Origin of the sequence: Enterococcus sp. 9E7_DIV0242, assembly GCF_002140975.2 — a bacterium.
Taxonomy (GTDB): Bacteria; Bacillota; Bacilli; order Lactobacillales; family Enterococcaceae; genus Enterococcus_L; species Enterococcus_L clewellii.
In genome coordinates this window covers 4,028,779-4,044,524 of sequence record NZ_CP147247.1, presented here as the reverse complement: position 1 = coordinate 4,044,524, position 15,746 = coordinate 4,028,779, and the positions used below count along the sequence as shown (strand labels likewise).

The following is a 15,746-nucleotide window of genomic DNA, read 5'->3' as shown; positions in this document are numbered from 1 at the left end:
CAAATACTCTTTTCGAATCATCGCTTACCCATTCGGACCTTTAGGTATAACAATTTTAATTAGTGTTCCAGCTTCACAATTTTCAATCCATAAGCCATAAGAAGCACCAAAACAATTTTTGATTCGTACATTGACACTCCGCAGACCGATCCCCGTTACCTTTCTACTGTTCAAAGAAGATAGATTGATTTCTTCATTGATTATTTTCAATCGTTCATCCGAAATACCTCGTCCGTTATCCTTTACAACCAAAAGAACATCGCCATTGCTTTCTTTGATTTCTATTTCTAAAAGGCCTTTAACAGACAGTTCTTTCAGTCCATGATAAATTGAATTTTCAACAATCGGCTGTAGTGAAATTTTAGGGATTTTAGCTTGCAATAGCTTAGGATTTTCTACTAAGATCGTGTAGTCGAAGCGGTCTCTATAGCGATACCCCATAATCGTCAGATAGTTCTTAACATGCTCCAGCTCCTCCTCTAAAGAAACGAGCAGATTGCCTTTACTGATTCCTGTTCGATAGAATTCTGCCAAAGAACGAGTCATCAATGACGCGTCCTTATTCATGCCCATATCGCTCAAGCTTTGAATGGAGTATAGCGTGTTATAAAGAAAATGCGGATTAATCTGTGACTGCAACAACTCGATTTCCAAACGGCTTCGCTCATCATGATTTTTTTCATTTTCATTCAACAGCCGTTCATTTTTTTCGATCATTGAATTAAAACTGCGGTACAATACGGCCAGCTCATTGAAATGTTTTTGATTGATTGCCAGAGGGCCTTTATGATCGGTAATACTGGTTGCTTCGATTTCTTTCGCAAGATTTTGGATCGGCTTCGAAATATAACGACCGACAACGATCACCATAATTGTCCCTGCAAGAAATAGAAACAGAAACAGTGCTGCTGCTAAAGTGAGATAGGCGGATTGACTCTTTTGCAGATCCTTATCTGGAAAAACTGCAACCAATCGCCACTGATTTAGGTCGAATGTCTGGCTATCGATATGGTAGCTCATACCATCTACTGCACGTACTTGCCAATTATCGGTCAGTTCCTGAAACAGCTCTTTTGGAAACAGACGGTCTGATGTAGAAATGTTTCCTTTAGGACTGACCAAGAATAAACGACCGTTTTCTGTTATAAAGCTTTCATTCAATAAATTCTCGATATAATCATACCTCAAATTGAATACAATCACCCCGCTGGCCTCAGAAAAACTGTCACCAATTATTTTGCAGATGGAAATCGTCCGTCGCTCATTCTGTGAGAAAGGACTTTCATCAAAATCCAGCCAAAAATACTTAGCTTCGCCGTCTGCTTGTTCAAAAAACGTTTGGTAATCAATCTCGCTCAAGCCCTGAGCGATTTCTCCACCATTAAAAAAGAACTCCCCATCGTTTACATTGATATAGATAGAATCAAGCACATCCTGAAACCGATAATATAGGTCTTTGATACTAGTGTTCATATTGACTGCCTGCTTCAGCGCATCACGCTCATTGTTGATCACTTCAAGCAAATTCGGATTGTTATTCAGATTCACTACCTGCTCAAACATCTGATCGAAGGTTCTCTCCAGCACGCTGTAGCGGTCTTTCAACGTATTTTCTACATTGGTGTAGGCAGTATCTGTTACTTCTCTGGTTGTTGTAATACTGGAAAAAATCAAAGAAAAAATGATGATGACCGCAACAAACAGGATATAGAAGGTGTTAAGAACCGTATTTAGCGAGCGCGATTTTTCCTGTTTTTCCTTCATAGCTTGGTTTGTCCTTTCCAGCAGAAATTCGTTTTATCCAGTCCGCCTGCTTATATTCTGTTGAACTGTTTCCCACCCAGTTTTTTTGAGCGACAATTCAAAACTTCTATTTCCTTTGACTGCTCTATCTGAAAAGCTTCCCCAACGTGATTTTCAATCGAAACGCGTTCAAAAACGATGTTTTCAGCAAAATTAACCATAAAGCCTTGATTCTTCATTTTTTCAATTCCCATCATCATCGCCGGCTCACCGGCTTCTGCTTCTTCTGCTAAAGAAATGCGAATATTGTCAAAGGTTATATCTGACACGTACTGCTCTGCCAAGCCATAAATAAAGCCTGCTGCTGCCTGTACATTTTTCGCAGTGATATTCATAAAATGAAGTCGTCTGAAGCACGGTGTCTCATTCGTGATTGGTTGTGGCGTCTTATCCCAGACATACTGCTGTTCACCGTTTGGTCCCCAAAAGTAATACAAATTAATGATAAACGGACAAATCACCCGATCCATCACAATATTACTGATTCGAATATCTTCTACCGTTCCGCCTCTGCCGCGGCGAGATTTTAGTCGAATGCCACGGTCTGTCCCTTGAAAAACGCAGTTGGAAATAGTCACATTACGAATACCCCCACTCATCTCACTTCCTAAAACAACTCCACCATGTCCATGAACCATCGTACAGTTCGTGATTGTCACATTTTCACAAGAAACTCTTTCTTCGGTCTCTTCCGTTCCTGCTTTCACCGCAATGCAGTCATCACCGACATCGATATGGCAATTGTTGATACGAACATTTTTGCAAGATTCTGGGTCGATTCCATCTGTATTAGGCGAATCACTTGGATTCAGAATCGATACATTATCTACTGTGACATCCTCACAAAGAATTGGATTGATCGTCCAGCTTGGTGAATCAATCAATCGAACATCTCTGATCGTGATTCTGCTGCATTTGTGGAAGCTAATCAGTTTTGGGCGGGGAAACTTAAGCGCTGACTGGTCATTACGAAAAACATGCCACCAATTTTTTCCGTTCCCATCAAGTACACCAAAACCAGTTACTGAGATATTCTCTGCATGTTCAGCATAAACGCAAGAAGCGTAAACTTGTTGCTCCACTCCTTCCCAACGTGAAATGACGACCGGATATTCCTTTTGATCATCAGAAAATTTGAGCACAGAACCTGCATTTAAATAAAGAGTAATATTGCTTTTTAAAAACAATGCTCCTGTTACGAATGTACCTGCCGGAATAACAACTCGTCCTCCTCCCGCGTGGCTTGCAGTATCAATGGCCTTCTGAATCGCCTGTGTATTCATCTGATTGTCAGATGATGCACCAAAATCTGTAATTATATAATCCACCTGTATCATGATCAAACCCCTTTCATTAAATAAAAAATGTGACTTTCCTAGTATTTTCTGAGTAGGAACCGAACAAAAGCAAAACTGTTTCTGCAGTAGAATAGTTACAGTCTTTTTCTTGATTTATTATGATTCCTCTCATTTATTTCCAGCTACTCTGTTCATCATTGAATGCCTTTTCATCTTAAAACAGAAGCATTCATCCAAAATCAGCTCTTCATCAATAGCCTATCATATTTCCGTAAAAATTCCAATAACATTTTCACGTGTGCATTGCTGTTAAACAAGCATTTTAATGTTGACAATCTACTTATTTCATACTATGATGTTAACGTTCACAATTATTGAAAACGAGGTGGGTTATGGTCACAATAAAAGACATCGCAAAAGTAGCCGGTGTTTCTCATACAACCGTATCACGCGCGCTGAATGATAACCCCTTGATCAAGCTTGATACACGAAAAAAAATCCAGAAAATTGCAGAAGAATTAAACTATGTCCCAAATTTCAATGCCAAAAGTCTGGTCAATCAAAAAAATTATATGATTGGGTTATTTTTTTCCAGTATCGATCAAGGTACCAGCTCGAGCTTTCTGGTTGATGTAATCACCGGTATCCACTCTATTTTAGATGAAAGCTATAGTCTGTCTGTTGAAGGAATCGATGAAATTCAAGCCTTGGAGCGCGTCAATTTTCAGCGCTACGATGGAATAGTTATTATGAGTCAGAGCGATAATGATAGTTCCTTTATTGACTATGTCAAACAACAAAAAATTCCTTTTGTGGTCCTGAACCGTCCTTTAGACGACAAGGATATCATCAATGTCCTTGCAGACGATGCAGAAGGTGTAACAGAAGCGATCGATTATGCAATAGAGTTGGGACATGAAAAAATCGCCTATATCGGAGGTAAGGATGATTTTCGTTCTTCGAATGAACGAAAACAGGGAATGATCAACAGCATGGAAAAAAATCAACTCCCTGTCAATCATGACTACTTTTTCAGAGGAGACTATAGCATTGAAAGTGGATTTACTGAAATGCAGCACATTTTGGCTCTTTCTCCCCTCCCTACAGTTGTGTTCTGTGCGAATGATGATATGGCTATTGGTGCAATGAGAGCTGCTGCAGAAAAGAATTTTCAAATTCCGACAGACATTTCTTTAATCGGATTCGACGACAGTAAACTAGTTGCTTATTTAAATCCTCCGCTGACAACGGTGCACAAGCCAATCAAAAAAATCAGTCAAACAGGAACCGAACTGCTATTGAAAATGATCAATGGAGAAAAAATCAGCCCACAACAATATCGAATCAAAACCAGTCTACAGATAAGAGAGTCTGTATCAACTATTTCAAAGACGTAATGTCTTTGTTTTGAATAAAAATGTTCACGTGTGCAAAAAAACTAAAAAGGAGCTTGATGAAACAATGGAGAAATTATCGAGAAAAACAATTGAAACCAACAAAGAGCAACCAGTGAAAATCATTCAATTTGGGGAAGGAAACTTTATGAGAGGGTTTGTCGACTGGCAAATTCAAGAAATGAACAAGCAACAGCTGTTTAAGGGAAATGTCGCTGTTGTACAACCTATCGATCAAGGGTTAGGTGATATGCTCAAAGAACAAGATTATCTATACACAGTGATACTTGAAGGCTTGTTGAATAAGGAAATCATCAACACTTCTGAAGTTATTTCTGTGATCGATACAGTCATCAATCCTTATAAAGAGTGGGCTAATTATTTGGCATTAGCTGAAAACGATACAATCGAATTTATTGTTTCAAATACAACCGAAGCCGGCATTCAATACAATCCAGCTGACCAACTTTCTGACCATCCGCAGCAGAGCTATCCCGGAAAGCTGACTGCTCTTTTATATCGCAGATTTGAGCTTGGGAAAAAAGGCTTTACGATCATTCCTTGTGAATTGATTGACCGTAATGGCGAAAAGCTGAAAGAGATCGTACTGACTTATGCCCAAGATTGGAAGCTAGGAGACGCGTTCACCGATTGGTTGGAAAACGAAAATATCTTCTGTTGTAGCTTGGTCGACCGAATTGTTCCCGGCTATCCAAGAGATTCAGCAGCTGAACTTAACAAGAAGCACAGCTATGAAGATAACCTGATGGTCAAGGCTGAACCGTTCATGCTTTGGGTCATCGAAGGTCCGCAATCACTGAAAGACACATTGCCTTTAGAAAAAGCCGGTCTAAATGTCATCGTTACAGACGATATGACCCCCTACCGAGAAAGAAAGGTTCACTTATTGAATGGCCCTCATACTGCAATGGTTCCATTAGCATTGCTTGCAGATATAGAAACAGTAGAAGAGGTCATGAAGGATCAAGACTTCCGTTACTTTGTCGACCATCTATTCGCTGATGAATTGATCCCAATGCTCAGTCTTCCTGAAGATGAATTGACCGCCTACGCCGAACAAATCAAAGAACGCTTCTTAAATCCGTTTGTTCATCATCAGTTGACGTCAATTGCTCTAAATAGTGTATCAAAATACAAGGCTCGGCTTCTTCCAGTTCTTTTGGATTATCAGAAAAATAGGAATGAACTGCCGCCATATATGACTGCTGCCTTAGCTGCTTTGATACTGACTTATCGAGGCGAAAAAATTGCACCGCAAGATGATGCTGCCATTGTCACCCGCTTTGAAAAAGCGTGGCAAACACCGGAATCTGTTGTCGAGACAGTTCTTTCTGACGACGTATTGTGGGGACAGGATTTAACAACCGTACCCGGTCTTTCAACCCAAGTCCAACACTATATCACACAACTGGAAACAATTGGCTCTCGCAATCTGATCCAGCAATTAAACAAAGGAGAGAAAGTTTATGCCTGAATTATTGACCAAATCACCCTTAATGAAGCTCAATCCTTACGACACTGTAGCAGTTGCACTTCGTCCGATCGAACAAGGAGAACATCTGACTATCGATGAGCAAGAGATCACAGCAAATCAAGAAATTCCTCAGGGACACAAAATTGCCTTGCAAAATATGCCGGACGGCCATAATGTCATCAAGTACGGTTATCCTATTGGTCATACGATTAGTGATGTAGTCATCGGTGACTGGCTGCATACACACAACGTAAAAACTAATTTAGCTGGTGAACTGGATTATTCCTATCAGCCGAATTTACAGCAGGTCCACTATCCAAAAACGAATCTAACTTTCAAAGGCTACAAACGTCCAAATGGAAAAGTCGGGATTCGAAACGATCTATTCATCATCCCTACTGTTGGCTGTGTGAATGGTATGGCAGAATTGATGCTGAAAGAATTTAAGGCCAATCATCCTGATCTTGGTCCCTTCGATAATATCACGATCCTTAAACATCCCTATGGCTGTTCACAGTTGGGAACCGATCATCAAAATACACGTGATGTCCTGATCGATGCAGTGAAGCATCCGAATGCCGGTGGAGTGTTGGTATTCGGACTTGGCTGTGAAAACAATACGATTCCAGCCTTCCAAGAAAAGCTAGGCGAATATGATGAAACTCGTGTAAAATTCCTCGTTGCCCAAGAGGTCTATGATGAAGTAGAAAAAGGCGTAGAGCTTCTGGAAGAGCTTTACCAAGCAGCGAAAAATGATCAACGCGAAGATGTTCCACTGTCTGAACTAAATGTCGGCTTGAAATGTGGTGGTTCCGATGGTTTTTCAGGAATCACGGCAAATCCGCTCTTGGGTGCTTTTTCTGATTTTCTGATTGCCCAAGGCGGCAGCACTATTTTGACTGAAGTACCGGAAATGTTCGGAGCGGAGCAAATGCTGATGGCACGAGCAGAGAATAAAGAAGTCTTCGAAGACATTGTTCATTTGATCAACGATTTTAAACAGTATTTCTTATCCTACGGTGAGCCGGTTTATGAAAATCCATCTCCTGGAAATAAAGCAGGTGGAATCACTACTCTAGAAGATAAATCATTAGGTTGTACACAAAAGGCCGGTACTGCCCCCGTTGTCGATGTCTTAAAATACGGCGAAAAGCTTTCTAAGAAAGGCTTGAGCTTATTACAAGCGCCCGGTAATGATCTTGTCGCTGCTTCTGCATTGGCATCCTCAGATTGTCATATGGTTCTCTTTACAACGGGTCGAGGAACGCCATTTGGTGCCTATGTGCCAACAGTCAAGATTGCAACAAACAACACGATTTTTGAAAGAAAAGGTCATTGGATGGATTTCAACGCAGGCTCTTTACTTGAGCGCTCAATGGATGATGTCTTACAGGACTTTATTGATAAGCTAGTGGCCGTTGCCAGTGGTGAACAAACGCGCAATGAAGAAAATGACGTTCGCGAAGTCGCTATCTTTAAAAATGGTGTGACACTTTAGAGTGTGGGAGATAACTCAATCCCACACACCTCTATACATCTAAAACCGAATAAACGGTGGGACAGAAGCAACTTCTTCGACAATAAGTCGAAATTCACGAAAAATTTGTGATGCATTTTTCGTGAATTCCGCCTTATTGCTTGAAGCTGAACACTTCTGTCCCAACCTCTAAATCTGAGTATCACTGCTCGCTAAGCATACAATTGTTGTTCTTACTAAATAGCTTCTATGTCGAATAGCAATTGTATGTCTGTTATTCATACAATTGACCTATCACATTTTGTGATGTCCATCACTTATCCTAATACAACACGAAATTATCCAGAAAGAAGGACTGAAATTTATGTTTTTAAACGACGACTTTTTACTATCCACAGACTGGGCAAAAAAGCTTTATCATAATCACGCAGCTGCTATGCCGATCATAGATTATCACTGCCATTTGGAACCAAAGGAAATCTATGAAAACAAGAATTTTGAGAACATTACTGCTGCTTGGCTTTATGGCGATCATTACAAATGGCGCTTGATGCGAGCATGCGGTGTTCCGGAATCTCATATTACAGGAGATGCCTCAGACTATGACAAATTTGCCGTATGGTGTGAAACTGTTCCAAAAATCATTGGAAACCCGCTTTATACATGGACTCATTTAGAGTTGAAACGTTTCTTTGGTATCGATCTGCTGGTAAATAAAGAGAACACAGAAAAAATCTGGCAACTAGCAAATGAAAAACTGGCAGCTGACAGCTTTAAGCGTCGTGAAATCATCAGCAGCTCCAATGTAAAGGTTGTCTGCACAACAGATGATCCCGCAGATGATCTAAGCTATCACAAGCTATTAGCACAAGAGGAATCACGTTTTAAAGTCCTCCCTTCTTTCCGTCCTGATAAAGCATTGAATATCAACCAAGCGGATTTTTCAGCATGGATCAGTCGTTTAGCGGACGCTTGCGAACAACCTGTCACTACCTATGAAGAGCTGATTGCAGCGTTAGGCAGTCGGGTTGATTATTTCCATGAGCTTGGTGGTCGTCTTTCTGATCACGCATTAGATATTCTTCGCTATGAAAAGGCAGATAGCGACACACTAGAAGTAATTTTCCAAAAAGGATTGGCTGGCCATGCCTTGACTGAAAAAGAAGTCGATGCCTACCGAACAGAAACACTGACTCGTCTGATCCATTTTTACCACAAGTACAACTGGACAATGCAGCTCCACATCCATGCCTATCGTAATTGTAATGGACGGATGCAAGCACAGTTAGGCCCGGATACTGGCTATGACGGAATCAACGATCTTTCACTAACAATTCCTTTACAAAAGTTGCTTGATCGAGCAGAACAGACGGATCAGTTGCCAAAAACAATTTTATATTCTCTGAATCCAAATGACTATCCTGCATTAGTTGCATTGCTTGGCTGTTTCCAAAAAGAGGTTGCCGGCAAGCTACAGCTAGGATCAGGTTGGTGGTTCAATGATACACGTGCCGGTATGCGCCAACAATTGACTCAGTTGGCAGATGGTAGTGTGCTTCATAATTTTGTAGGTATGCTGACGGATTCGCGCAGTTTCCTATCTTATACACGTCACGAATACTTCCGTCGCGTCCTTTGTGAGTTTGTCGGTGAAATCGTTGAACGTGGGGAAGCACCGACGGATGAACAGCTTTTAGGTAATCTGGTGAAAGCCGTCAGCTACACGAATGCAGAAAACTATTTTGCGTTTTAAATAGCAGAGAATATCGATCATTTAGCAATAATCAATGAACCACTTAAGAAAAGAGGTTACACAATGATTCCTTTAAATCTAGGGATTCGCGCCCATGATCTTACTGCTGAAACACGTGAAGAGCTTGGGCACAAAATCCAAAAATACGGCTTCTCTCATATTCAATTTGCTGTGAAAAAATCCTTTCCTGAACTAGCACCGGATTTGACCAGTATTTCCAGCGGCACAGCCAGTTACATTGGGGATTATCTGCAAAATATGGGTATCAAAGTCTCTATACTTGGCTGTTATATCAACCTTGCCAGCCCAGATCCGTTCATCAGGGAAAAAGAACTGGCTATTTTTAAACACCATATTACTCTGGCAAAGGATTACCACGCTGCATTGGTTGGGACTGAAACCGGAAGTGTTGGAAATGGCTATACAATGAAGAATTTTACAGAAGAAGCCTATGTCGCTGCACGGGAATCAATTATCGAGCTAGTGGCATTTGCAGAAAATTTTGGTGTTACGGTCGGCATTGAAGCAGGAATCAATCATCCGCTTCATACCTCAGCTCTAGCACGGCGGCTGATCGATGAAATTCAGTCGCCCAATTTGAAAATCATCATGGATTGCGCGAATCTGATCTCATTAGACAACTATCAAAAACAGGAAGAAGTTGTCTTCAATGCTTTGACTGAGCTGCGTGATGACATCAGCTGTTTCCACCTCAAAGATTTTGTCATTGAAAACAATCAAGTCAAAATCGTGCCTGTTGGAACGGGTTGGATGAAATACAACCAAATTCTCAGCTTCTTGAAGCATGACAAACCGTTGATGTTCGCCAGCCTTGAAGCGACAACAGAGCCTTATGTACTAGCAGCCATTGAAAAGCTGACAGAAGTTTATCATATTTGTTGATAGGATTCCCTTGATCAGTAAACATTACCACACACAATAAAACACCCTACGCTCAACAGCGCAGGGTGTTTTATGTTCAATCGGATCTTTACATCGACTACTTTTTAGCTAGTTGCTGATAACGCTGATACCAGATATCAATATAAGCCTCAGAAAATGGTCCGCGTTCATTATTAATCCAATCTACAAGAATTTTTACATTCTCCTTCAAAATAAAATCGATATCATTCGGATAATTCATGATTTTGCTGTGAAATTCATATTCATCTACATCAAGCAAGCGTTTTTCGCCATCAGGAAAAACCTTGATATCTAAATCATAATCGATATACTTCAAAGCTTCGTCATCTAAAAGAAACGGTGAAGCCAGATTGCAATAATAAGAAACCCCCTTTTCTCTGATCATTGCTATTACGTTGAACCAGTATTTTTTGTGAAAATAAACAATAGCTGGCTCACGAGTGACCCAACGACGACCATCAGACTCTGTGACCAAAGTATGATCGTTCACGCCGATAAGAGAATACTCACTTGTCTTTAATACCATGGTATCTCGCCAGGTTCGATGTAAGTGACCGTCATGTTTATAACTCTGAATGGTTACAAACTCTCCTTCTTTAGGAATCTTCATAGTACCCCTACTTTCCCGTGTATGAAAATTTTAACTAAATTTTCATTCAGGTGCTCATTACATCGATATCCCCTTAATTATAGCACAATTTTTCTTTTTGCATACAAGAGAGTTCCTATTCTCATCGAAAATCTACAGGTGGTAGCTCAAGTTTTTTCAAATAGCTATCCAACACTGCTCTTACTTTTTTATCCGTTGATCTTAAGTAGCTTTGCAGCAATTGTTTCCACCGCTCCTCAACAAATTGCTGGCTGAATACCTCCAAATTTCCAGATTCCTCTCGCAAGTCTCTCAGTGCAAATTTGATGAACACGGCAAGCATTTCTGAGCCTAAACAGTTGAACAGCAAAAAGTATTCATTATCCTCTAAAACCCCCAGCTCGAAGAAGTCCAGATAATCGTAAATCGATTGAAAATTGTTCATCAATAATTTGATTTTTTCTTCTCCATTCATATGTTCTGCACTTATTGATACAGCTGAAAAATCAGTTGCCAGCATTCCCTCATTCACTAAAAAAACGGTAGTCACAGGACGTTCAAAAATGAACAAGGCTCGTCGATTTGCCTCGGAACCCGCTTCGTTCACCCTATCAAAAAAAAGCTGAAAGGTGTGCCAATAGTATGCAGCTTCCGGTAATCGCAGCTCTACTAAAAGTTTTTTGAACGCTTCTCCTATTTGACCTTCTTCTTGATACTCGAACATAATCTCCAACGATTGAAAATCAGTTTCTGTCAGTAAAAGAGAATCAGACTGCTTTCTCCCTGTAAGCCAGCGTCCGAACACTTGAAAAAGCACACGATCATAAATATTGTTGATATCTGTTCGATAATCCATTTGCAGCTGCTTTCCATAAACATCAAACATTTCTTTCAACACATGCTTGGGAAAACATTGGCAAAACAAATTCTCATACAGTAGATTTTCTAAATAAACAGAAACAAAATCGACGCCCTTCAGTTGTTGGTCATCCACTGAAAATGCCAATTGATAATCGATCCATAGTGGCCCTGTTTGATGAGCAGCGTAGTCCAGATCATAGCTGGTAAAAAAATCAGAAAAGTCTTTTAGCAGATTCTGATAGGAGTCTATCGGCAGCTGATTATTTGTTTTCAATACAAGATGGTACACATCCGCAGCATGAGCAAGCTGTTGTTTTATCGCTTGCTTACCTTGCTCAAATTTTTCAAATACAGAAGATGCATCTTTTCCTATCCTCTCAGCATGGGCCAAAACATATAAAATGGATTGCAGCAGATTTTCTGCTTCGTCAATAGGCATAGTTGTCGTACCACTCATTTTTTCTAACATCTTTTTTCTCAATAGAATTAGAATGTCATTTCTTTCCAAGCGAGTTGTCAATTCCGTCATCTAGTGTGCCTCCCTTGAGATTTTCTTCGATCAACCATTCCTCAAGCGCGCCTTGCATAGGAGAAATAGATCCTTCATATTTTTCAAAAGTAGCAATCAATTTTTCCAGCAGCTCTTCATCCGAATAAGAAAATGGTAGATTGCTTCTCAAAAAGTAAAAACTCTCCTGCAAGTCGATCAAATGCTGAAAATAGTTCTTCGTTGTTGTCAATGTTGATTGATCCAATTGTGTCGCAATGTATCGCTGGCTATCTGAGGATAAATCAATGAGGTGATTGGCTTCCAACGATTCCTCTCTTTTTACAGCAAGCTCTTGAAGCTGAAGCTCTGATAAATGCAGCTCTTGTCGTTGAATTACCTGATTCAGCGAAATACCATTCTGATCCTGCAGTTCATTAAATAACGATACCATATCATATTTCACACTAGCCCCTCCCTTTCTGTATATGCTTAATACCATAGATTTCTAAAAATAAACAGACTGTTTTTTTAGGGCATTTTATGTTATTATAAAGACAGAAAGAAGAGAAAAAAATCCACTTTTTATGGACAATTTTCTCTTCTTTTTATTTGTTTACGTCCTAATTATTCTTGATACCGACATGTAAAATAACACTTCATTTCTTTATTGTAATGATATGAATTCAAATAGATGTTCTAAATCCAACTGTTCCTCATATATTGGCACTTCTACTAGCTCTCTTTTTTCTATTGAACTTCTTTGATAGAATAGAAAAGAATATACTACCTGAAATAAATTAGATAGGAACGATCTATTATTGCATGCAAAAGGAGAATTACTATGAATAAAAATTATTTTAAAATGCCTATTGAAGATGAGTTGTATCTTGTTTATCCAGAGATAAGAATGGCAAAAGAATTGTTTGAGTTAATAGATTCCGATAGAGAACATCTTAGACAATTTTTAGATTTTGTTGACGGGGTTGTTGAATACACGAACCAAGAAGAATATTTCAAAATGAAATTAGAAGGTGTAGCTAAGCAAACCGATGCTCTCTTCTTTATAGCTATTAATAATAAATTAATCGGTTGTACAGATTTTCATGGAATAGACTTGACTAGCCAACAAGCTGAAATCGGTTATTGGATTCATTCGGAGTATGAAAATAGAGGGATAATTTCTAAGGTAGTTAAGAAGTTATGTGAATATGCCTTTAAAAATTTAGAACTAAATCGACTAACTATCGTAGCGGATACCGAAAATATACCAAGTAATAAAGTAGCATTAAAAAATGGCTTTACTTTCGTAGGAACACAAAAAGAAGAAAAATTAATGTATGGTAGATTTAGAGATATGAATTACTACTACCTATTAAAACAAGACTTCCTTAAAAATCAATAGTGAATAACTGCCAATATGGTTTTATTAAGATGTACCTAATAGTCATAGATAAAATTCTGTCTAAATTATAAGAAGAATTTTATCTATGTTTTTTAGTGCAGTGCTTCAATTTTATAACCATCCAGTCGTCTATTTATCCTGAAACTTGATGCTTCTTAAATAGTGATCGTGCAAATGGCAGTGTGACTAGAAAGATGCCACCATAACACACCAACCGCATAGTAAATACATCTACAACCCACTGACCGATCTGATAGGACACATAATTATTTAATTCAGGTCTGGTAGCCCGATAAGGCAATAGAAACAACAAGCCATTATACCAGCCAGTAGTGCCAGAGGGAGAGAGAAATAGCGGAATAAAGAGCACTGGTACTATTATTGTTAATACAAGATACGGACTTTTCATTTTTGCAGACAGCAAAAGTGTCAAGCCTATCATAGCGAGCAACAGAACATAAATTACAGCAAGATTGATACTCGCAGCTTGTAAAAAAGTTAGTGGATATGGGATACTCATGTTGGCTATTTGTACATTTAAATTCCAGCCATCTATCCCAAAAGCAGCCAGAGGTAAGCCAAAAGCCACTACGACATGGATAGTAAACGCAAGTAGTCCAAACAATAACGAAGCAATGATTTTTGCTGTGATCAATTTAGTTTTTCCATATTTGCTCGCCAAAAGAACGGCAGCCGTTCCTGTTAGATACTCTCCCGAAAATACAGGTGCAAGTGTAATACAAACCGCCAGCAACCCGAACATTAACAGTTCAAAACTACTGATAATGATCTCCCATCCTTCATAATAGCCATATTGCAGTGGCGTCTTTACTTTACTACTCATTGTGAGCCAATAGTTTTTTTGCTGTTTCGTTAATTCTCTGGATGGCGTATCCAATAATTCTTTTATTTTGCTTTCACGTCGTTGATAAAAGTCAAGTTCATTTTTCAGATCCATTTCCGGTAGTTTATTGTACCCTGAATTTTCTCCTGGTCGATCATAATTTGCCGCTACTATATTCAGCAATTTTGTTCGCGGAGAAACAAATGACCAATAGGCATCACCAATTAGAAAGCTCTCATCACCATCATAACCAACATTTTCAGGAATTTGAAAAAGCTGTTGGTACTCTTCGATCGTTTCCTGAACATAATCATCTGTTAAGACAACAGACAATGCTTCTTGCCTTTCTTTTTCATAGGAGATTGCTTCGGTTCCCTTTAATGTTTCGCTTTGAGTAACTGTTTGATATTGCATGATTGGCAATCCAAACAGAAAACCTGTTACTACCAAGCTAACTGCCAGCATAATAAGCGTTGACCTTCTACGTATAATTTTGAGAAATTCATATTTGATCAGCATCTGTCTGCTCCTCTCTTCTCTGCTCAATTTCTCCAAAGTAATAAAGAAACAAATCTTCTAAATTTGGCTCTACCAGGTGTGCCTCTCTGTTCGGTTGTGTGTCATGAACGATTCTTAATCGTACTCCTACTTCTTCATGTCGAAGATTGACCACTGAAAAACGTTTACTGTATTCAACTGCCTTCTGAGCATCAACTAGAACCTCCCAAACCTTTCCTTTTATCTTCGCAGCAACTGTCTGCATCGGCCCCTGCAAGAAAAGCTGGCCTTCTTTCATCATCAATATCTTATCTGCAATGTAAGTTACATCTGAAACAATATGAGTAGACAGAAGTACAATTTTTTCTTTTGAAAAATCAGAAATAAGATTGCGAAAGCGTACACGCTCCTTTGGATCAAGTCCTGCTGTTGGTTCATCCAACAATAAAATAGCAGGATCATTCAGTTCTGCCTGAGCAATCCCCAAACGCTGTTTCATCCCTCCTGAGTAGGACTTGATTTTTTTATCAGCAACTGCTTGTAAATTGACTAAATGAAGCAGTTTTTCTGTCTTTCTTTTTGCCACGCTCTTCTCCAAGCCCTTGACTGCCGCCATATACAACATGAACTCTCTAGCAGTAAACTCAGGATAATAACCAAATTCTTGAGGAAGATACCCTAATTGAGCGTGATATTCCTCTCCAAGTATGTGGATTGCTTCGCCATTAAAAGAAATACTGCCTGTAGTTGGTCTCAATACACCAGCCAGCATTCTCATTAACGTAGTTTTCCCTGCACCGTTAGCACCTAGCAAACCATACACACCTGGCGTCAGCGTTACATTCATCTCTTTTACAACTAGCTTATCGTGATATTTTTTACTTAAATTCTGAATAGAAAGCTCCATATCTATTGCTC

13 protein-coding genes are annotated in these 15,746 nt (G+C 39.3%); 6 read left to right on the top strand and 7 right to left on the bottom strand.

The features are described 5' to 3' along the window. Positions 1 to 24 precede the first annotated feature (24 nt). Both A5888_RS18935 and A5888_RS18930 read right to left on the bottom strand, forming a co-directional pair. Positions 25 to 1,764, bottom strand: a complete 1,740-nt coding sequence (locus A5888_RS18935; RefSeq protein WP_086349009.1) for a cache domain-containing sensor histidine kinase — start codon at positions 1,762 to 1,764, stop codon at positions 25 to 27. A 50-nt stretch (positions 1,765 to 1,814) separates the two neighbouring features. After that, a complete protein-coding gene (locus A5888_RS18930) occupies positions 1,815 to 3,140 on the bottom strand; it encodes a glycoside hydrolase family 28 protein (RefSeq protein WP_086349008.1) in 1,326 nt (441 codons plus the stop codon). Positions 3,141 to 3,493: 353 nt separating this feature from the next. Here A5888_RS18930 and A5888_RS18925 point away from each other — a divergent pair, with 353 nt between their 5' ends. The 5 genes from A5888_RS18925 (at position 3,494) to A5888_RS18905 (ending at position 10,123) form a co-directional block, all read left to right on the top strand. Then, complete coding sequence (locus A5888_RS18925; RefSeq protein WP_086349007.1) at positions 3,494 to 4,498, top strand: LacI family DNA-binding transcriptional regulator; 1,005 nt, start codon at positions 3,494 to 3,496, stop codon at positions 4,496 to 4,498. 64 nt (positions 4,499 to 4,562) lie between these two features. Next, positions 4,563 to 5,990 carry a tagaturonate reductase gene (locus A5888_RS18920; RefSeq protein ID WP_086349006.1) on the top strand — a complete coding sequence of 476 codons (1,428 nt, stop codon included), beginning with the start codon at positions 4,563 to 4,565 and terminating at the stop codon, positions 5,988 to 5,990. Further along, positions 5,983 to 7,488 carry a UxaA family hydrolase gene (locus A5888_RS18915; protein WP_086349005.1) on the top strand — a complete coding sequence of 502 codons (1,506 nt, stop codon included), beginning with the start codon at positions 5,983 to 5,985 and terminating at the stop codon, positions 7,486 to 7,488. Before A5888_RS18920 ends, A5888_RS18915 begins: the two co-directional genes overlap by 8 nt. Before the next feature lie 343 nt (positions 7,489 to 7,831). Further along, entirely contained in the window at positions 7,832 to 9,220 is a 1,389-nt protein-coding gene (uxaC, locus tag A5888_RS18910; protein WP_086349004.1) for a glucuronate isomerase, read from the top strand. 63 nt (positions 9,221 to 9,283) lie between these two features. Next, entirely contained in the window at positions 9,284 to 10,123 is an 840-nt protein-coding gene (locus A5888_RS18905) for a sugar phosphate isomerase/epimerase family protein (protein ID WP_086349003.1), read from the top strand. Between the two features lie 97 nt (positions 10,124 to 10,220). On the opposite strand, the gene A5888_RS18900 is transcribed toward A5888_RS18905, so the two are convergent. From A5888_RS18900 to A5888_RS18890, 3 genes are all read right to left on the bottom strand, one after another. Further along, a complete protein-coding gene (locus tag A5888_RS18900; protein WP_086349002.1) occupies positions 10,221 to 10,754 on the bottom strand; it encodes a nucleoside tri-diphosphate phosphatase in 534 nt (177 codons plus the stop codon). 121 nt (positions 10,755 to 10,875) lie between these two features. Next, positions 10,876 to 12,123: a DUF6179 domain-containing protein gene (locus A5888_RS18895; protein WP_086349001.1), complete on the bottom strand. Its 1,248-nt coding sequence runs from the start codon at positions 12,121 to 12,123 to the stop codon at positions 10,876 to 10,878. Continuing rightward, positions 12,089 to 12,547 carry a DUF6323 family protein gene (locus A5888_RS18890; protein WP_086349000.1) on the bottom strand — a complete coding sequence of 153 codons (459 nt, stop codon included), beginning with the start codon at positions 12,545 to 12,547 and terminating at the stop codon, positions 12,089 to 12,091. Before A5888_RS18890 ends, A5888_RS18895 begins: the two co-directional genes overlap by 35 nt. A 378-nt stretch (positions 12,548 to 12,925) precedes the next feature. Between A5888_RS18890 and A5888_RS18885 the strand changes: the two genes are divergently transcribed. Next, positions 12,926 to 13,486 (top strand): GNAT family protein, encoded by a 561-nt coding sequence (locus tag A5888_RS18885; RefSeq protein ID WP_339101781.1) that lies wholly within the window; start codon positions 12,926 to 12,928, stop codon positions 13,484 to 13,486. 133 nt (positions 13,487 to 13,619) lie between these two features. On the opposite strand, the gene A5888_RS18880 is transcribed toward A5888_RS18885, so the two are convergent. Continuing rightward, positions 13,620 to 14,849: an ABC transporter permease gene (locus A5888_RS18880; protein ID WP_086348999.1), complete on the bottom strand. Its 1,230-nt coding sequence runs from the start codon at positions 14,847 to 14,849 to the stop codon at positions 13,620 to 13,622. Next, positions 14,833 to 15,735, bottom strand: a complete 903-nt coding sequence (locus A5888_RS18875) for an ABC transporter ATP-binding protein (RefSeq protein ID WP_086348998.1) — start codon at positions 15,733 to 15,735, stop codon at positions 14,833 to 14,835. Before A5888_RS18875 ends, A5888_RS18880 begins: the two co-directional genes overlap by 17 nt. Positions 15,736 to 15,746: the final 11 nt, after the last annotated feature.

Coding starts and splice junctions, on each gene's coding strand:
- A5888_RS18935 (WP_086349009.1), bottom strand. CDS start 1,764: ATGAAGGAAAAACAGGAAAAATCGCGCTCGCTAAATACGGTTCTTAAC.
- A5888_RS18930 (WP_086349008.1), bottom strand. CDS start 3,140: ATGATACAGGTGGATTATATAATTACAGATTTTGGTGCATCATCTGAC.
- A5888_RS18925 (WP_086349007.1), top strand. CDS start 3,494: ATGGTCACAATAAAAGACATCGCAAAAGTAGCCGGTGTTTCTCATACA.
- A5888_RS18920 (WP_086349006.1), top strand. CDS start 4,563: ATGGAGAAATTATCGAGAAAAACAATTGAAACCAACAAAGAGCAACCA.
- A5888_RS18915 (WP_086349005.1), top strand. CDS start 5,983: ATGCCTGAATTATTGACCAAATCACCCTTAATGAAGCTCAATCCTTAC.
- uxaC (WP_086349004.1), top strand. CDS start 7,832: ATGTTTTTAAACGACGACTTTTTACTATCCACAGACTGGGCAAAAAAG.
- A5888_RS18905 (WP_086349003.1), top strand. CDS start 9,284: ATGATTCCTTTAAATCTAGGGATTCGCGCCCATGATCTTACTGCTGAA.
- A5888_RS18900 (WP_086349002.1), bottom strand. CDS start 10,754: ATGAAGATTCCTAAAGAAGGAGAGTTTGTAACCATTCAGAGTTATAAA.
- A5888_RS18895 (WP_086349001.1), bottom strand. CDS start 12,123: ATGACGGAATTGACAACTCGCTTGGAAAGAAATGACATTCTAATTCTA.
- A5888_RS18885 (WP_339101781.1), top strand. CDS start 12,926: ATGAATAAAAATTATTTTAAAATGCCTATTGAAGATGAGTTGTATCTT.
- A5888_RS18880 (WP_086348999.1), bottom strand. CDS start 14,849: ATGCTGATCAAATATGAATTTCTCAAAATTATACGTAGAAGGTCAACG.
- A5888_RS18875 (WP_086348998.1), bottom strand. CDS start 15,735: ATGGAGCTTTCTATTCAGAATTTAAGTAAAAAATATCACGATAAGCTA.